At 63.6% G+C, this 14,723-nt stretch carries 13 protein-coding genes and 1 pseudogene; 10 read left to right on the top strand and 4 right to left on the bottom strand.

Translation table 11 applies throughout. The features are described from left to right. The first annotated feature begins 10 nt into the window (after positions 1-10). The 9 genes and pseudogenes from ACODSV_RS20350 to ACODSV_RS20310 all read left to right on the top strand — a co-directional run bounded on the left by ACODSV_RS20350 (position 11) and on the right by ACODSV_RS20310 (position 8,664). The gene (locus tag ACODSV_RS20350) at positions 11-664 is read left to right on the top strand and encodes an alginate O-acetyltransferase AlgF (RefSeq protein ID WP_150055749.1); all 654 of its coding nucleotides are present in this window, start codon (positions 11-13) and stop codon (positions 662-664) included. Positions 665-812: 148 nt separating this feature from the next. Then, positions 813-2,264 (top strand): mannose-1-phosphate guanylyltransferase/mannose-6-phosphate isomerase, encoded by a 1,452-nt coding sequence (locus ACODSV_RS20345; protein WP_150095607.1) that lies wholly within the window; start codon positions 813-815, stop codon positions 2,262-2,264. Between the two features lie 263 nt (positions 2,265-2,527). Next, entirely contained in the window at positions 2,528-2,992 is a 465-nt protein-coding gene (locus tag ACODSV_RS20340; protein WP_024073546.1) for a hypothetical protein, read from the top strand. Positions 2,993-3,006: 14 nt separating this feature from the next. Then, on the top strand, positions 3,007-3,819 hold the full coding sequence (locus tag ACODSV_RS20335) for an SDR family oxidoreductase (protein WP_150055775.1): 813 nt from the start codon (positions 3,007-3,009) through the stop codon (positions 3,817-3,819). Beyond that, positions 3,820-4,221: a hypothetical protein gene (locus ACODSV_RS20330; RefSeq protein ID WP_024073544.1), complete on the top strand. Its 402-nt coding sequence runs from the start codon at positions 3,820-3,822 to the stop codon at positions 4,219-4,221. 307 nt (positions 4,222-4,528) lie between these two features. Then, positions 4,529-5,875, top strand: coding sequence for an efflux transporter outer membrane subunit (locus ACODSV_RS20325; RefSeq protein ID WP_263398857.1), 1,347 nt, complete (start codon positions 4,529-4,531; stop codon positions 5,873-5,875). Then, positions 5,875-7,005: an ABC transporter permease gene (locus ACODSV_RS20320; protein WP_024073542.1), complete on the top strand. Its 1,131-nt coding sequence runs from the start codon at positions 5,875-5,877 to the stop codon at positions 7,003-7,005. Before ACODSV_RS20325 ends, ACODSV_RS20320 begins: the two co-directional genes overlap by 1 nt. A 109-nt stretch (positions 7,006-7,114) precedes the next feature. Beyond that, a pseudogene (locus ACODSV_RS20315) lies at positions 7,115-7,765 on the top strand (ABC transporter ATP-binding protein); the annotation flags it as partial. Then, a complete protein-coding gene (locus ACODSV_RS20310; RefSeq protein ID WP_150055773.1) occupies positions 7,762-8,664 on the top strand; it encodes an HlyD family secretion protein in 903 nt (300 codons plus the stop codon). The pseudogene ACODSV_RS20315 and the gene ACODSV_RS20310, both read left to right, overlap by 4 nt. A 13-nt stretch (positions 8,665-8,677) precedes the next feature. Here the strand turns inward: ACODSV_RS20310 and ACODSV_RS20305 are convergent, their stop codons facing one another. The 4 genes from ACODSV_RS20305 to ACODSV_RS20290 are packed head-to-tail and all read right to left on the bottom strand — an operon-like array spanning position 8,678 to position 13,462. Next, the gene (locus ACODSV_RS20305) at positions 8,678-9,538 is read right to left on the bottom strand and encodes an efflux RND transporter periplasmic adaptor subunit (RefSeq protein WP_024073539.1); all 861 of its coding nucleotides are present in this window, start codon (positions 9,536-9,538) and stop codon (positions 8,678-8,680) included. A 10-nt stretch (positions 9,539-9,548) separates the two neighbouring features. Continuing rightward, a complete protein-coding gene (locus ACODSV_RS20300; protein WP_010565658.1) occupies positions 9,549-9,749 on the bottom strand; it encodes a DUF1656 domain-containing protein in 201 nt (66 codons plus the stop codon). Continuing rightward, positions 9,739-11,916 (bottom strand): FUSC family protein, encoded by a 2,178-nt coding sequence (locus tag ACODSV_RS20295; RefSeq protein WP_150055772.1) that lies wholly within the window; start codon positions 11,914-11,916, stop codon positions 9,739-9,741. The genes ACODSV_RS20300 and ACODSV_RS20295 overlap by 11 nt, the downstream gene beginning before the upstream one ends. Positions 11,917-11,926: 10 nt before the next feature. Beyond that, positions 11,927-13,462, bottom strand: a complete 1,536-nt coding sequence (locus ACODSV_RS20290; RefSeq protein ID WP_024073537.1) for an efflux transporter outer membrane subunit — start codon at positions 13,460-13,462, stop codon at positions 11,927-11,929. Between the two features lie 183 nt (positions 13,463-13,645). Between ACODSV_RS20290 and ACODSV_RS20285 the strand changes: the two genes are divergently transcribed. Next, positions 13,646-14,614, top strand: a complete 969-nt coding sequence (locus ACODSV_RS20285; RefSeq protein WP_489046239.1) for a LysR family transcriptional regulator — start codon at positions 13,646-13,648, stop codon at positions 14,612-14,614. Positions 14,615-14,723 lie beyond the last annotated feature (109 nt).

Genomic DNA, 14,723 nt, shown 5'->3' with positions numbered 1-14,723 from the left:
GGTAACTCACATGACTTTCACTACTACTCCGCGTCGTCTCGCCAAGACTCTGGCCCTGGCTGCCGGTATGAGCGTGGTATCCCTGTCCGCCTTCGCCGGTGACGCCGCCTTGTACGGCCCAGTCGCACCGAAAGGCTCAAGCTTCGTGCGCGTCTATAACGCCTCCAACCAGGAAGTCAGCGCGACAGTTGGCAGCACCAACCTCAACGAAGTGGCCCCACTGGCCAGCAGCGACTTCAGCTTCATGCCCGGCGGCGACTACAGCGCCAAGGTCGGCAGCCAGACCGTGCCGGTCAAACTCGCCGCCGATCACTACTACACCCTGGTCAACAACGGCAGCGGCCAGCCTCAGTTGATCGAAGAACCGCCGTTCAAGAACAAGCAGAAATCCCTGGTGCGCGTACAGAACCTCAGCGACAAGGCCCTGACCCTGAAAACCGCTGACGGCAAGACCGAAGTGGTCAAGTCCGTGGCGGCCAAGGGCCGTGGCGAGCGTGAAATCAACCCGGTGAAGGTGAGCCTGGCGTTGTATGACGGTGACAAGAAAGTCGGCGATGTGAAGCCGGTTGCGTTGGAACGTGGTGAAGCGGCGGTGCTGTATGTGACGGGCTCCGGTTCGAGCATCTCGCCAGTCTGGGTCAAGCGCCCAGTGTCGACCCGCTGATTGGATTCTGAAATTGACGCTCCCCCTGTGAGAGCGGGCTTGCTCGCGAATGCGGTGGTTCATCAGCCAATGTGCCGACTGACACACCGCTTTCGGGGGCAAGCCCCCTCCCACAGGCTCTGACCCAAATTGATTCAAGGAGAAACACATGATCCCAGTAATCCTTTCCGGTGGTAGCGGCTCACGTCTTTGGCCGCTTTCCCGTAAACAGTTCCCGAAACAATTCCTGGCCTTGACCGGCGAGCACACGCTGTTCCAGCAAACCCTGGAACGCCTGGTATTCGAAGGCATGGACGCGCCGATCGTGGTCTGCAACAAGGACCACCGTTTCATCGTCAACGAGCAACTGAGCGTGCGCAAGCTGGAAGCCCAGCGCATCCTGATGGAACCCTTCGGCCGCAACACCGCGCCGGCCGTGGCCCTGACCGCGATGATGCTGGTCAACGAAGGCCGCGACGAATTGATGCTGGTCCTGCCCGCCGACCACGTGATCGACGACCAGAAAGCCCTGCAACGCGCCCTGGCCCTGGCCACCGTGGCTGCCGAGCGAGGCGAGATGGTGCTGTTCGGCGTGCCGGCGACCCGCCCGGAAACCGGCTATGGCTACATCAAGTCCACCAACGATTCGCTGCTGCCCGAAGGCGTGAGCCGCGTGCAACAGTTCGTGGAAAAACCCGATGAAAAACGCGCCATCGAGTTCGTCAAAAGCGGCGGTTACTTCTGGAACAGCGGCATGTTCCTGTTCCGCGCCAGCCGTTTCCTCGAAGAGCTGAAAAAACACGATCCGGACATCTACGACACCTGCGTGCTGACCCTGGAACGCAGCGAGCAGACCGCCGATACCGTGACCTTCGACGAAGCCACCTTCGCCTGCTGCCCGGACAACTCCATCGACTACGCCGTGATGGAAAAAACCCAACGCGCCTGCGTGGTACCGCTGAGTGCCGGCTGGAGCGACGTGGGTTGCTGGGCCTCGCTGTGGGCGGTCAACGATAAAGACATCAACGGCAACGTCACCAAGGGCGACGTCGTGATCCAGGACAGCAAGAACTGCATGATCCATGGCAACGGCAAGCTGGTGTCGGTGATCGGCCTGGACAACATCGTGGTAGTGGAAACCAAGGACGCGATGATGATTGCCCACAAGGACAAGGTCCAGGGCGTCAAGCAGATGGTCGCGACCCTCAACGAACAGGGCCGCAGCGAAACCCAGAACCACTGCGAAGTCTACCGTCCGTGGGGCTCCTACGACTCGGTGGACATGGGCGGGCGCTTCCAGGTCAAGCACATCTCGGTCAAGCCGGGCGCATGCCTGTCGCTGCAGATGCACCACCACCGCGCCGAACACTGGATCGTGGTCAGCGGCACGGCCGAAGTGACCTGTGACGAGAACGTGTTCCTGCTCACCGAGAACCAATCCACCTACATCCCGATCGCCTCGGTGCACCGCCTGCGCAACCCGGGCAAGATCCCGCTGGAGATCATCGAAGTGCAATCGGGCAGCTATCTGGGCGAAGACGATATCGAGCGGTTTGAAGATATCTACGGTCGCTCGACGCCGGTTGAACGTGGCGTGTCGGTGAAAACTATCGCGCAGTAAAACAGTCGTACAAGAAGCCCTCGCCCAACCCATTGCGTCCCCTATCCGCAGTGGGTTGGGTGGGGGCTTTTTGTTGGGGATTTGTGCTGGCTGTGAGGGCCTCATCGGGGGCAAGCCCCCTCCCACCGTTGATCTGTGAATACATTCAAGTGTGGGAGGGGGCTTGCCCCCGATGAGGCCCACCCGGCCACCACAGCACTCAAGGTAGCCAATCCCACCTACGCTTAAGTTAGGATGCTCGTTCCCTATTCGAGGTGGTCTCCATGTTCTTCGGCGTTCTCCTGATCATCACCTGGCTGATCCTCCTGCTGCGCTACCCGGCCAAGGCGTTGCCAGTGTCACTGGCCGCCGCTGCCGGCCTGGGCCTTGTCGCGGTCTGGGTGGTCTGGCTGGACAACCGCGAAGCCTCGCAACTGGCGCGCTTGGAGTTGCGCATCAGCTACGCCCCGCAGGAATGCCCCGCCGACCGCCCACTGAAACTGACCCTGAACAACGGCAACGACGTACCGCTGACCGAACTGCGCTGGCGCGTCGCCGCCTATGCGCCGGGTGACACGGTCAACCTGGCCGATAACGTCTACGCGGCCCCCCGCTATCGTGGCCCCGGCGAGTTGCAGGCCGGCGCCACCTGGGACGACTGCCTGCCCACCCCGCCCCTGCGCCCCGGCTATCGCCCACAAACCCTGGAATTTCGCGCCGAGCACCTGCAAGGCAGTTTCTCGGACTGACAAAGGACTGATCCATGCCCAACGTACTGATCACCGGTTGCTCCAGCGGTATTGGCCGCGCCCTGGCCGATGCCTTCAAATCCGCCGGTTTCAACGTGTGGGCCAGCGCCCGCCGCCCGGAAGACGTCACCGCCCTCGCCGCCGCGGGTTTTAATGCCGTCGAACTCGACGTCAACGACAGCGCCGCATTGCAGCGCCTGGCCGAACAACTGGGCGAGCTGGATGTGCTGGTCAACAACGCCGGCTACGGCGCCATGGGCCCGCTGCTTGATGGCGGCACCGAGGCGATACAGCGCCAGTTCGAGACCAATGTATTTGCCCTCGTCGGCGTGACCCAGGCGCTGTTCCCGGCCCTGCGCCGCAGCAAAGGCCTGGTGGTGAATATCGGCAGCGTTTCCGGCGTATTGGTCACGCCGTTCGCTGGCGCCTACTGCGCCTCCAAGGCGGCGGTGCATGCGCTGAGCGATGCATTGCGCATGGAACTGGCGCCGTTTGGCATCCGCGTGATGGAAGTGCAGCCCGGCGCCATTAATACAAGCTTTGCAAAAAACGCCGGGGCCCAGGCTGAGCTGTTGATCAACGAACAATCGCCGTGGTGGCCGTTGCGCGAGGGTATCCGGGCACGCAGCCAGGCCTCCCAGGACAAGCCCACCCCGGCCAGCGTGTTTGCAGCGGATGTGCTCAAGGCCGTGCAACAACCGCAGCCGCCGCGCCTGTTGCGCGCGGGCAATGGCAGTCGGGCGTTGCCGTTGATGGCGGCGTTGTTGCCCAAAGGATTATTGGAAACCGTGTTGAAAAAACGCTTTGGTTTGAATAGGAGTTTGTAAATGATCGACTACAGCGACTTTTTCGAGGAAGTGATCCAGACCCACGTCGAGATCGAACAGTGGTTTGCCGGCGTGGCACCTGAAGACACCCTGCAGAGGCTGCTCGCGCGCTTCTCGCCGGAGTTCAGCATGATTGCACCCTCCACCGGCACACGCATGAACGCGGCAGGGGTCAAGTACCTGTTCACCCGCCTGGGCGGGCAGCGGCCAGGGTTGAAGATCACCTTGAGCGAACTGATCGGCATTGACCGGCATGCACGCGGCGCCGTCGTCAGTTACCGCGAACATCAGATCGACGACAGCGGCACCCAGACCGATCGCCGGGCCACGGTGGTCTTCGAGAAACAGGCCAGCGGCGCGCTGCTGTGGCGTCATTTGCACGAGACGTACTGCCAGGCCTGACCCCATAGGCAACACCCCGCCAATACGTGCGCAAGCGCCCCCACGCTTGCGCGCGCAGCCCATCGCCCCGAGCCCCCCTCATGGGTGTCAATACAATTTCGCTACAGAACTGAACGGACACTCTCGCTAGAGTCACGCGCTGACTTCTGACGCAACGCGCTCAGACCTCATGCCCGCTTGTCGTTGATCGCTGTCCGCATCGATTCAGCACAGCCGTTCCGGTACCTCTTGGGTGACCCCTATCAAGCCTTCAAACACATCGCGCGCCTGTCGGACGCTGCTCACACTGTCACTGGGGTTAACTGCGGTGACAGGCTGTTCGGTCGCGCCTCTGCCCGCGTTGAAACCGCCCGCGCCCGAGGCATGGCGCAACGCACCGTCCCCTCTGGCGCCGGCCAGGCCCGACCTCAATCGGTGGTGGCAGGCATTCAATGATCCTGAACTCGATACCCTGGTGGATCAGGCATTGCAAAACAACCTCGACGTCGCCGCCGCAGTCGAGCGCCTGCGGGCTGCGCGTGTGTTGAGCCAACATGCGCAAGCCCCCTATCTGCCCTCGCTCGGGATCAAGACCCACGACGCGATAAGCCCGGACACCAGCAGTTCGTACTTCTTGATCGGCTTCGATGCGCAGTGGGAACTGCCACTGTTCGGGGCCAGGCAGAGCGCGGATCGCATCGCCGAGGGTAACCAGGCGCTGGTGGCCGCCGACTTGCGCAGCGTCCAGGTGTCGCTGGTCGCCGAGGTCACCCGGCAGTGGGTTGAGCTGCGTTCGGCGCAACAAGCCGAACGCGCGCTGACGGCCATTCGTGACGCGCAGCAGGAAAAACTGGCGCTGCTGCGTGTGCGCGAGCAACTTGGCCTGGCGCCGCACGCTGACGTGGCGGACGCCGAGGCTGACCTGGCGCGCGCCGAGAGGCAACTGAGCGCACCACAACAACAGATCCAACGCCATGTGCAGCAGTTGGCGCTGTTGGCCGGTCGCCCCGGGCCCGACCCTCGCTGGCTGCAGCCCGGACCACAGCCCACACTCGGCCAATGGCAACTCAACAGCGTGCCGGCGGACCTGCTGCGCACACGCCCGGAAATTACCAACGCCGAGGCCGAGGTGCTCGTGGCCGCCGGGGAGTTGGGGATGAGCCGTGCCGATATCTACCCGCACCTCAGCCTGGGCGCCTCATTGCAGTGGTCGCTGAACATTGCCAGCAACCGCAAGCACACGCCCAACGGCAACAGCATTTTCTCCGCAGGGCCGGGGATCAGTATCCCGTTGTTCGACTGGGGCCAACGTGTCGCCACCGCGCGCGCCAAAGGCCACCTGTTGCAGGCCGCGGTTCTGGCTTATCGCCAGGCGGTGTTGCAAGGCGTCGCCGAAGCCGAAATCGCCCTGAGTGACCTCGAACAAACGCGCCTGCGCGAGCACGCCTCGCGCCAGGCCCAGAGGGCGACACAGACCCACCTAGAGACCTTGCAACACCGGGCACGCCTGGGGCTCATGAGCCCACTGGAGCTGACGACCGCCAACGTGCAGGCGCTCCAAACCATGCAACAGGCCGACAGCGCAAGCACCGAACGGGACATCGCCTACATCGCGCTTTATAAAGCCCTGGGCGGCGCGCCGTTACCGAACCCGACCTTGAAGGATGCTGACTGATGGTGGCGCTTGCCCGTCTGACACTGGTCCACGAATGGCGGCGCTTCCTGCCCGCGATGATTGCCGTGGGCTTCGCGGGGTTGCTGCAGTTGCTCCAGGCCGCGCTGGTGCTGGGTATTTTCGGCAGTGCCAGCGTCTATATCACCGGCTCTACGGCTGACCTCTGGGTCGGTTACCCCGGCACGCAAAGCGTCAACCTCGGGAGACCGATCGATGCGGGCGTGGAAATGCGCCTGCGCATGGACGCCGACGTACTGCGCGTCGAGTCGTTTCGCTGGGTCGACGCCGATTGGCGCGGTGCGCGAGATACCGGTGGCGTGTCGGTGTTTGTCAGCGGCATCGACGCCGGGCCAGACGGCCTGATGTTTGCGCGCGCCCTGCCGACGGCACTGCGCGCCCGCCTGGCCGAGCCCGGCGCGGTGATCGTTGACCGCGCCGACCTGAGCACCCTGGGCGTGAACCTGGGGGACGCCGCGACCATCAACGGGCAACGTGTGCGCGTGGTGGGCGTCACCAGCGGCCTGCGCGCGCTGGGCGGGGTCAACGTGCTGGCGTCGCTGGCCACTGCCCGACAGCTCGACACCACCACGGCAGCGGACCGCATTACCTACCTGGTGGCCAAAGTGCGCGATCCCGCTCAGGCAGGCGCTGTTGCCGCGCGCCTGAGCGACGGCCGCGCGTTCGGCAACTACGCGGTATGGACCGCAAAACAGTTCGCCCAACGCTCGCAGATGTATTGGATGTTCGACACCGGTGCCGGGGCCGGCGTGCTGTTTCTGGCCGCGATTGTGTTCCTGGTGGGCGCGGTCATCACCAGCCAGACGCTGGTCGCCGCCGTCGTGGGTTCCATCCGCGAGTACGCCACCTTGAACGCCCTTGGCGTCGGCGTGAACGCCCTGCGCAAAGTGGTCATGGAGCAGGCTTTCTGGGTCGGGGCACTGGGGCTGCTGGGCAGTTCGGTGCTTGCAGGCCTGTTCTTCGCCCTGGCGGCGCACTACAACGTGCCGGTGCAGCTCTCGCCCGTCGCGGCCGTAGCCTGCCTGTTCCTGAGCATGCTCCTGGCACTTGTGTCGGGCCTGGCGGCCATCCGCACCTTACGCCATGCCGACCCGGCCAGCCTTCTGAGATAGCACTGCCATGAGCCTCCTGACATCCGCCCCACCCTTCACCCTGCAAGCCAGCAATATCAGTAAATCATTCACCTCGGGCCGGGTCGTAACCCCAGTGCTGCATGACATTAGCTTGGCGATACGACCCGGCGAACTGACCCTGATCTCAGGTCCGTCCGGCTGTGGCAAAAGCACGCTACTGGCGATTCTCAGTGGCTTGCAGCAGCCCGACCGCGGCAGCGCATCGGCCCTGGGGCACGACCTTTCAAGCCTCGACACGCGGGCCCTGGAGTATTTTCGCCTGCGGCACACCGGCTTCGTATTCCAGGGGTTCAACCTGTTTCCAGCCTTGACTGCGCAGCAACAGGTCGAACTGCCCTTGAGCTACCTGGGGCTGCCGAGCACGGAAGTCCGAGCGCGCGCCATTGAGGCGCTGGAGGATGTCGGTCTGGGCTCGCGCATGAAACTGCGCCCGGCCGAATTGTCCGGCGGCGAAAAGCAGCGCGTAGCCATTGCACGCGCCGTGGCGAAGGCCCCCGAGTTGTTGTTCGCCGACGAACCGACCAGCGCCCTCGATGCGGCCAACGGTCAAATCGTGATCGATATTTTGCACCGCATCGCTCGCACACGCGGGACCACGGTGCTGTGCGTCAGCCACGATCCGCGCCTGATCAGTAACTCCGACCGCGTGTTGACCATCGAGGACGGCCGCATTTTGAACGATCAATCCCTTCCCTTCCCACCGGCCGCTACGGTCGGTACCCAGGAACATTCTGTATGAACGCGCGTTCGCTTCGCTCTTGGCTGCTTCTGAATACCGCACTTGTATTGCTGAGCGCCTGCTCCCGTGAAGATGCGCCCCCTCAGCCGACGTCATCGGCCCCCGCCTACCTGGCCGTCGCTCGCGGCCGTATCGATGTGGAAGGCGGTTTGCTCAAGCTCGGCGTGGGCCGCGACGGCGTGGTCGCCGAGATCAAGGTGGCGGAGGGCGAACAGGTCAAGAAAGGCCAATTACTCGCCACGTTGGACAGCGAACTGGCACAGCTGACGGTCAGCGCCGCGCTGACCGAGCAACGACAGGTGCAGACTCAAGCCAAACAGTTGGCAAGGCAGCTTAAGTTTGCCGAGCAGCAGGCCAGCCGCCTGACCACCGCCGCCAAGGCAGGCGCCGGCGACAGCCAGAGTGCCGATGAGGCCCACGAGGCCGCCGAGCGCTTGCGCGACGAGATTGAAAAGACCCAGACAGACGCTGAAGTCGCGGCGAACAAGCTGACTGCGGCACGCTACGAACTGGCGAAACACAGTCTGCGCGCGCCGGTCGACGCCGAAGTGGTTCGTCGCCTGATTCAACCCGGCGCCGCGGTCTCCGCACAGTCCGGGCCGGCCTTCGTGTTGCTGCCGAACCAGGCGCGTATCGTCAGGGCCGAGCTCAATGAGTCCTTCACCGGCGTGGTGCTCCCCGGGATGAAGGCCGAAGTCACCGATGACAGCGCCGCAGGCTCCGTTGTGCTGTCCGCCCATGTGGTGCGGATCAGCGCGGTACTGGGCAACAGCACCCTGGAAGACGACGCCTTGGTCAGGGCCAATACACGTACGGTTGAATGCATATTGGCGTTCGATCAACCGGCGCCGCAGTCGCTGCGGGTGGGACAACGCATGCTGGTAAGGTTTGGGCCGTAGGTAATGGTCACGTTCAGTGCTGGAGAGGGTCGACAATCACCGTGCAGGTGATCCCCGCCGCCAACAACACGCCTTCGGGCACTTCATCGATATGAATCCGCACCGGCACGCGCTGGGCCAGGCGCACCCAGTTGAAGGTCGGGTTCACATCGGCGATCAACTCGCGACTCTCCGGGTTGTCGCGGTCGTAGATGCCGCGCGAGATGCTTTCTACGTGCCCCTTCAACGTCTCGCCGCTCATCAGTTGCATATCGGCTTTGTCACCGACTTTCACGTGGGGCAGCTTGGTTTCTTCGAAGAAGCCGTAGACCCAGAACGAATTCATATCGACCACGGCCATCTTCGCTTCACCGATGCGCGCGTAGTCGCCGCGATGCACATTGAGGTTGGTGACGTAACCGTCGACGGCCGCCACCACTTGCGTGCGCTTCAAGTTCAGTTCGGCGGCTTCCAGTTGCGCCAGCGCATGCTGGTAGTCGGCCAGGGCCGAGTCGGCGATGTTGCTGGCGTCGTCGCGGTTTTCCTTGGAGATCACCAGGGCGTCGAGGTCGGCACGGCGGTGAGCGTTGACCTTGCGCATTTCCCAGGTGGCTTTGCGGGACGCCACCAGGGACTGCGCCTGCTTGACGGCGATGCGGTAGTGCTCGGGGTCGATCTGCATCAGCAGGTCGCCCTTTTTCACCAACTGGTTGTCGCGCACCGGCACGTCGACCACTTCGCCGGTGACGTCGGCCGCGACGTTGATGATGTCGGCGCGCACACGGCCGTCGCGGGTCCAGGGTGTCTCCATGTAATGCACCCACAGCGTGCGGCCAATCCAGATTGCCAAAGCCAGTACCAGCAAGGTCGCAAGCAGGCTGAAAAACTTTTTCATCGGGGCATTCTCAACGGTAGACGGTCAGCGCCAGGGCGCCGAACAGGCAAACGAACAGGCTCAGGCGCAGCAACGCCGGGTGCCAGAAAAAACGGTACAGGTCGAACCCGGCCAGGAAGCGATCAAGCGCCCAGGCCAGGCCCGCCGCGATCAAGAACATCAGGGTCATGGTCGGCATATAGACGCCGTGGAAGGCGATTTCACGAGGCATGCGGGGATCCTTTGAGGGCCGCCAACGGCGATTGCGGGTCCAGCAACGAGGTGCGGATAAAGTGCAGGTAGCTCTTCACCCGGCGCAGGGCGGATGTGTCGAAGTGCGGGGCGAAGGGTTCGTCGGTGGCCTGTACACGGCTGATCGCGTGGTCGACGGCAATCAGCCCGCGCTCCAGGTTGCTCGCGCTGGGTTGCAGGAACAGTCGCACCAGCGAGCGCCCCATTACCCGGATCGCCTGGCGCCACGGCTGGGATTCGGCATAGGCCGGGTGCACCGGCAGGATCGCCTGTTCCTTGCGTAACTCGATGATCGCGTGGCCGACTTCCAGCACCACGAACATCCAGCGCAGCAAATCGCGTTGCACCTGCGGCTGGCCGACGGCGAGGCCGTAGGCCTGGTGCAGCAGGTCGCGGGTACGGCTTTCAAAACTCGATGCCAGGCCCTTGAGCTTGCCGCTGATCGCATACACCACTTGCTCGCGCAGGTCCTGCTCCAGGCGGCGCCACAGCCAGCGGCTGTTGGGCGGCAGGATGATCGCCCCCGCCGCCGCGCACACCAGCATGCCGAGGATCATGGCGATGTAGTCATTGATAAAGCTGTAGGGGTTGTAGACCGTGAGGTTATCCGGCACCGAACCGGTGCTGAAAAAGATCAGCAGGCCGACGCCCACCCCGGCGTATTGCGGGCGTGAAGCGAGGAAGGCGCCGAGGATGATCACCGGCGCGAGCATCACGCACAGCAACGGGAAGCCATCGATCCAGGGGAACACGAAGAACATTTCGACAAAGCCGACCAGCGCGCCGATGAACGTGCCGCAGGCCATCTGGAACGCCATGCGCTTGGGGTTGGGCGTGGCGGCGGACAGGCCGACGGTGGCGGCGGCGATCATGGTCATGGTGGCGCCGCTGGGCCAGGCGGTGGCAACCCAGTAACTGCCGAGCACGATCAGGATGAACGATGCGCGAATACCCGAGGCGGCGCAGGCCAGCCAGTTGGTTTTCGGGCTGAAGGTTTCGTCCCACTGTTCGCGCGCATGGCTGTGGTCGGCCAGGGAGGCGTGGGTCTGCGCGTAGTTGTGCAGGTCGTCGACAAAGCGGTAGAGCAGCTCGTAGGCGGTGTGGAAATCCAGCTGCTCGGCCTCGCTCGGGTGCCCCTCCTGGAAGATCGCGCGCAGGCTGCGCACCTTGGCGGGCAGGCCATCCTTGTAGGAGCTCAGCTGGTTGACCAGGCGCGCGGCGTCGGGGCTGGTCAGGGCACGCCCGGAGAAACCGTCGAGCACTTCGGCAAGGTCCTGCAACCCCGGCTTGATCGCCGCGACAACGTGATCGGCAGCGTCGGCGCGCAGGCGTTCGAGCAACTGGTGCAAGGCATTGAAGCGCGTGGTGATGCTCATGAACTCGCTGTTGAGACGACTGAGCCGGCCGTTGCGTCGACGCATGTGCGGGTCTTCGAATACGGTGAGGCTGCGCAACCCTTCCAGGCCCACGGCTTCGGCGATAAAGCGCACATTGGTGGCCTCGAACCCTTCACGCTGGCTGCGCCCACGCAGGCCATCGGTGACGAACAGCGCGAACACGCCGAAGCGTTGGTACAACGCATTGCGCATCGCGGCGCTGGAGGTCTGCGGCAGGATCGCGGCGCTGACCAGCGTGGAGCAGAGAATCCCCAGGGAGATTTCCAACACCCGCCATACCGCCGCCATAAAGGCGCCGTCGGGATGGGCCAGGGCCGGCAGGCCGACCATCGCCGCTGTATAGCCCGCGAGTACAAACCCGTAGGCGCGAAAGTTGCGATTGCGTGTCGCGCCAGCGGTGCAAATGCCGACCCAGATCGCCAGCGCCCCCAGGAACAACTCGGTGTTCTGCGCAAACAACGCAATCAACAACACCATCACCGCCGACCCCGCGAGGGTGCCGAGGAAACGATAGAAGCTCTTGGCGAACACCTGGCCGCTCTGCGGTTGCATCACGATAAACACGGTGATCATCGCGGTGCGCGGTTGCGGCAGTTCCAGGCGCATGGCCAGCCACAGCGTGAGGAAGGCAGCGATCAGTACCTTGAAGATGTACACCCAAGTCACGCCATCACTGCGTGCCCAGTCGAAAAAGCCACGGCGCCACTCAAGGGAGTGCAGCCAGCGCAGCGGTGCAGGCAAGGGAGTCATGAACGCCTACTCAGTGATCAAACACGGCAAGCGCCGCAGGGGTTTTGCTCGGGAGGGTCCTGGTGTCCTGCGGTACGTCGTCGCCGGCTCTGACGCCGCCGCCCAGGGCGGTCACCAGTTCGGCATGCGCACTCAAGCGGGCGGCCTGCACCTGTTGCTCGACTTGCTGCTGGCGGAACAACAGGGTCTGGGCGTTCAGCACATTGAGGTAGTCGGTAAGGCCACGCTGGTAGGCGATCATCGCGATGTCGTAGGTTTTCTGCGCCGAGGCCACCGACTGCGCGGCGAAACCCGCTTGCTTGTCCATGGATTCGCGGCGGATCAACTGGTCGCTGATGCCCTTGAGCGCATTGACCAGGGTCTGGTTGTAGCGCGCCACGGCGATGTCATAGCCGGCGCTGGCCTCGCCCAACTCTGCCCGCAGGCGGCCGCCGTCGAAAATGGGCAAGGTGATCGCCGGGCCGACGTTGTAATTGAATTTCTTGCCGGCGAGAAAGCCCAGCAGGCCACCGCCGGTGGCCATGTAGCCGAGGCTGCCGACCAGGTCGACATTGGGATAGAAACCGGCATGCGCCACATCGATGCCACGGGCTTGCGCCGCGACCTGCCAACGGCTGGCGACCACGTCGGGACGCTGGCCAAGCAGTTGCACCGGCAGGCTCGATGGCAACTTCAGGGGGGCCGCAAGGGACAACGTGGGGCGTTGCAACTGCGCGCCCTCCCCCGGCCCCTTGCCCGCCAACGCAGCCAGTTGGTTACGGCTCAGGGCGATTTCTTCGTCCAGCGCATCCAATTGACGGTGGGTTTCCGGCAGCGGGGTTTCGGCCTGGCTGACATCGAAATGGGTGCCGATCCCGGCGTTCAGGCGCTTATTGGCCAGGTCGAGAATCTGCTGTTGCTGGGCCAACGTCGCCGCGACGATATCGCGGTTGGCGTAGTGCAACGACAGCTGGATATAGGCGCGTACCACGTTGTTCTGCAATTCCAGCTGAGCCTGGCGGGCTTCGGCCGCGCTCATGTGCGCCAGGTCGACGGCACGTTCGGTGGCATTGCTTTCACGGCCCCACAGGTCGAGTGCGTAGCTGAAGCCCAGGGACGTATTGTTGTCCCAGGTGTTGGAACCGCTCAATGCACCCGGGCCGTAGAACTGATCGTTCGGCCAGTTGTGGCGTTTGAGGGTGGTGTCACTGTTGATCTGCAACGACTCGGCCGACTCGGCAATCCCGGCCATGGCCCGCGCTTCGCGCACCCGAGCAGCGGCGATGGCCATGCTTGGGCTGTCACGCGTAGCGAGGTCGACCCAGCGGTTCAATTGCGGGTCGCCGTAGGCTTGCCACCATTGGGCGGTGGGCCAGTGGGCGTCGCGGGCGGCGCTCTGGATCGCCTCGTCGGTGGCCAATTGATTGGCGTCGAGGGCCTGGCCTTGGGGGGCGATTCCTCCGGTTCCGATGCAGCCGCTGATTGCTAACGATAAGGCGCAAACACTGAGAGCCTTCAGCTCCCTGTAAATGAGAGTCTTCAGCTCTCTGCTGATGCGACGCGGCACGGCGAACGAATTCCTGAGGTGGGTGTTGCGGGGAAGGTGGCGCAATTCTAGGCGGCCAGGGGAATGGCGATAAGCTGGTATTCCTGTGAATCTTTGTTACCGTTCAGGCGATAATCCGTTGGTAGGGATCACTGGACGGCGTAACTTTCTGTCACAATTTGTTATCTCCCCTGAGAACACTCCATGGACACTTTGCAAAACATGCGCGCTTTCAGTTGCGTGGCCGAAGCCGGCAGCTTCACCGCCGCCGCCGCCCAACTGGACACCACCACTGCCAACGTCTCGCGCGCAGTCTCCAACCTGGAGGCCCATCTGCAAACCCGCTTGCTCAACCGCACCACCCGACGCATCGCACTGACAGAAGCCGGCAAACGTTATTTGCTGCGCTGCGAACAGATCCTGGCCTATGTCGAGGAGGCCGAGGCCGAGGCCAGTGACGCCCATGCACGCCCGGCCGGGCAGTTGAAAGTGCACACCATGACCGGTATCGGCCAGCATTTCGTCATCGATGCGATTGCGCGCTACCGCCGTACTCATCCCGACGTGACCTTCGACCTGACCCTGGCCAACCGCGTGCCAGACCCGCTCGACGAGGGCTACGACGTGTCCATCGTGCTGGCCAGCGAGCTGCCGGATTCGGGTTTCGTGTCCCAGCGCCTGGGCATTACCTACAGCATCGCCTGTGCCTCGCCGGATTACGTCAAGGCCAAGGGCTGCGCGCAACGCCCCCATGACTTGCTCAACCACGCGTGCCTGCGCCTGGTCAGCCCGGTGATCCAACTGGACAAATGGACCTTCAACGGCCCCGAAGGCCAGGAAAGCGTAGCGATCAACACCTCGCCGTTCCTGGTGAACTCGGCCGACGCGATGAAAACCGCGATCACCAGCGGCATGGGCGTCGGCCTGCTGCCGGTGTACGCCGCCATCGAAGGCTTGCGCAACGGCACGCTGGTGCGGGTCATGCCCAACTACCGGTCCCAGGAATTGAACCTGTACGCCATCTACCCGTCGCGCCAGTACCTGGATGCGAAGATCAAGACGTGGGTGGAATACCTGCGCGGCTCGCTGCCGGAGATTCTGGCGGCGCACCAGGCGGAACTGGTGGCGTATGAGGTGAGCGGCAGCCTGGGCAGCGTGCGGATGGCGAACTGATATTAAACGACCCCACTTGTGTAGTGAGCGGGTTGGTGTGGCGAGCGGGCTTGCCCCGCGTTGGGCTGCGCAGCAGCCCCAATAAGAACGCTGCAGTGTGCCAGGCAGC

The organism is Pseudomonas sp. FG86, assembly GCF_057808775.1.
This window is presented reverse-complemented; position numbering and strand designations above follow the sequence as displayed.

Bases quoted from the DNA above. Each gene is read 5' to 3' on its own strand.
- ACODSV_RS20350 (WP_150055749.1), top strand. From the start codon at position 11: ATGACTTTCACTACTACTCCGCGTCGTCTCGCCAAGACTCTGGCCCTG.
- ACODSV_RS20345 (WP_150095607.1), top strand. From the start codon at position 813: ATGATCCCAGTAATCCTTTCCGGTGGTAGCGGCTCACGTCTTTGGCCG.
- ACODSV_RS20340 (WP_024073546.1), top strand. From the start codon at position 2,528: ATGTTCTTCGGCGTTCTCCTGATCATCACCTGGCTGATCCTCCTGCTG.
- ACODSV_RS20335 (WP_150055775.1), top strand. From the start codon at position 3,007: ATGCCCAACGTACTGATCACCGGTTGCTCCAGCGGTATTGGCCGCGCC.
- ACODSV_RS20330 (WP_024073544.1), top strand. From the start codon at position 3,820: ATGATCGACTACAGCGACTTTTTCGAGGAAGTGATCCAGACCCACGTC.
- ACODSV_RS20320 (WP_024073542.1), top strand. From the start codon at position 5,875: ATGGTGGCGCTTGCCCGTCTGACACTGGTCCACGAATGGCGGCGCTTC.
- ACODSV_RS20310 (WP_150055773.1), top strand. From the start codon at position 7,762: ATGAACGCGCGTTCGCTTCGCTCTTGGCTGCTTCTGAATACCGCACTT.
- ACODSV_RS20305 (WP_024073539.1), bottom strand. From the start codon at position 9,538: ATGAAAAAGTTTTTCAGCCTGCTTGCGACCTTGCTGGTACTGGCTTTG.
- ACODSV_RS20300 (WP_010565658.1), bottom strand. From the start codon at position 9,749: ATGCCTCGTGAAATCGCCTTCCACGGCGTCTATATGCCGACCATGACC.
- ACODSV_RS20295 (WP_150055772.1), bottom strand. From the start codon at position 11,916: ATGACTCCCTTGCCTGCACCGCTGCGCTGGCTGCACTCCCTTGAGTGG.
- ACODSV_RS20285 (WP_489046239.1), top strand. From the start codon at position 13,646: ATGGACACTTTGCAAAACATGCGCGCTTTCAGTTGCGTGGCCGAAGCC.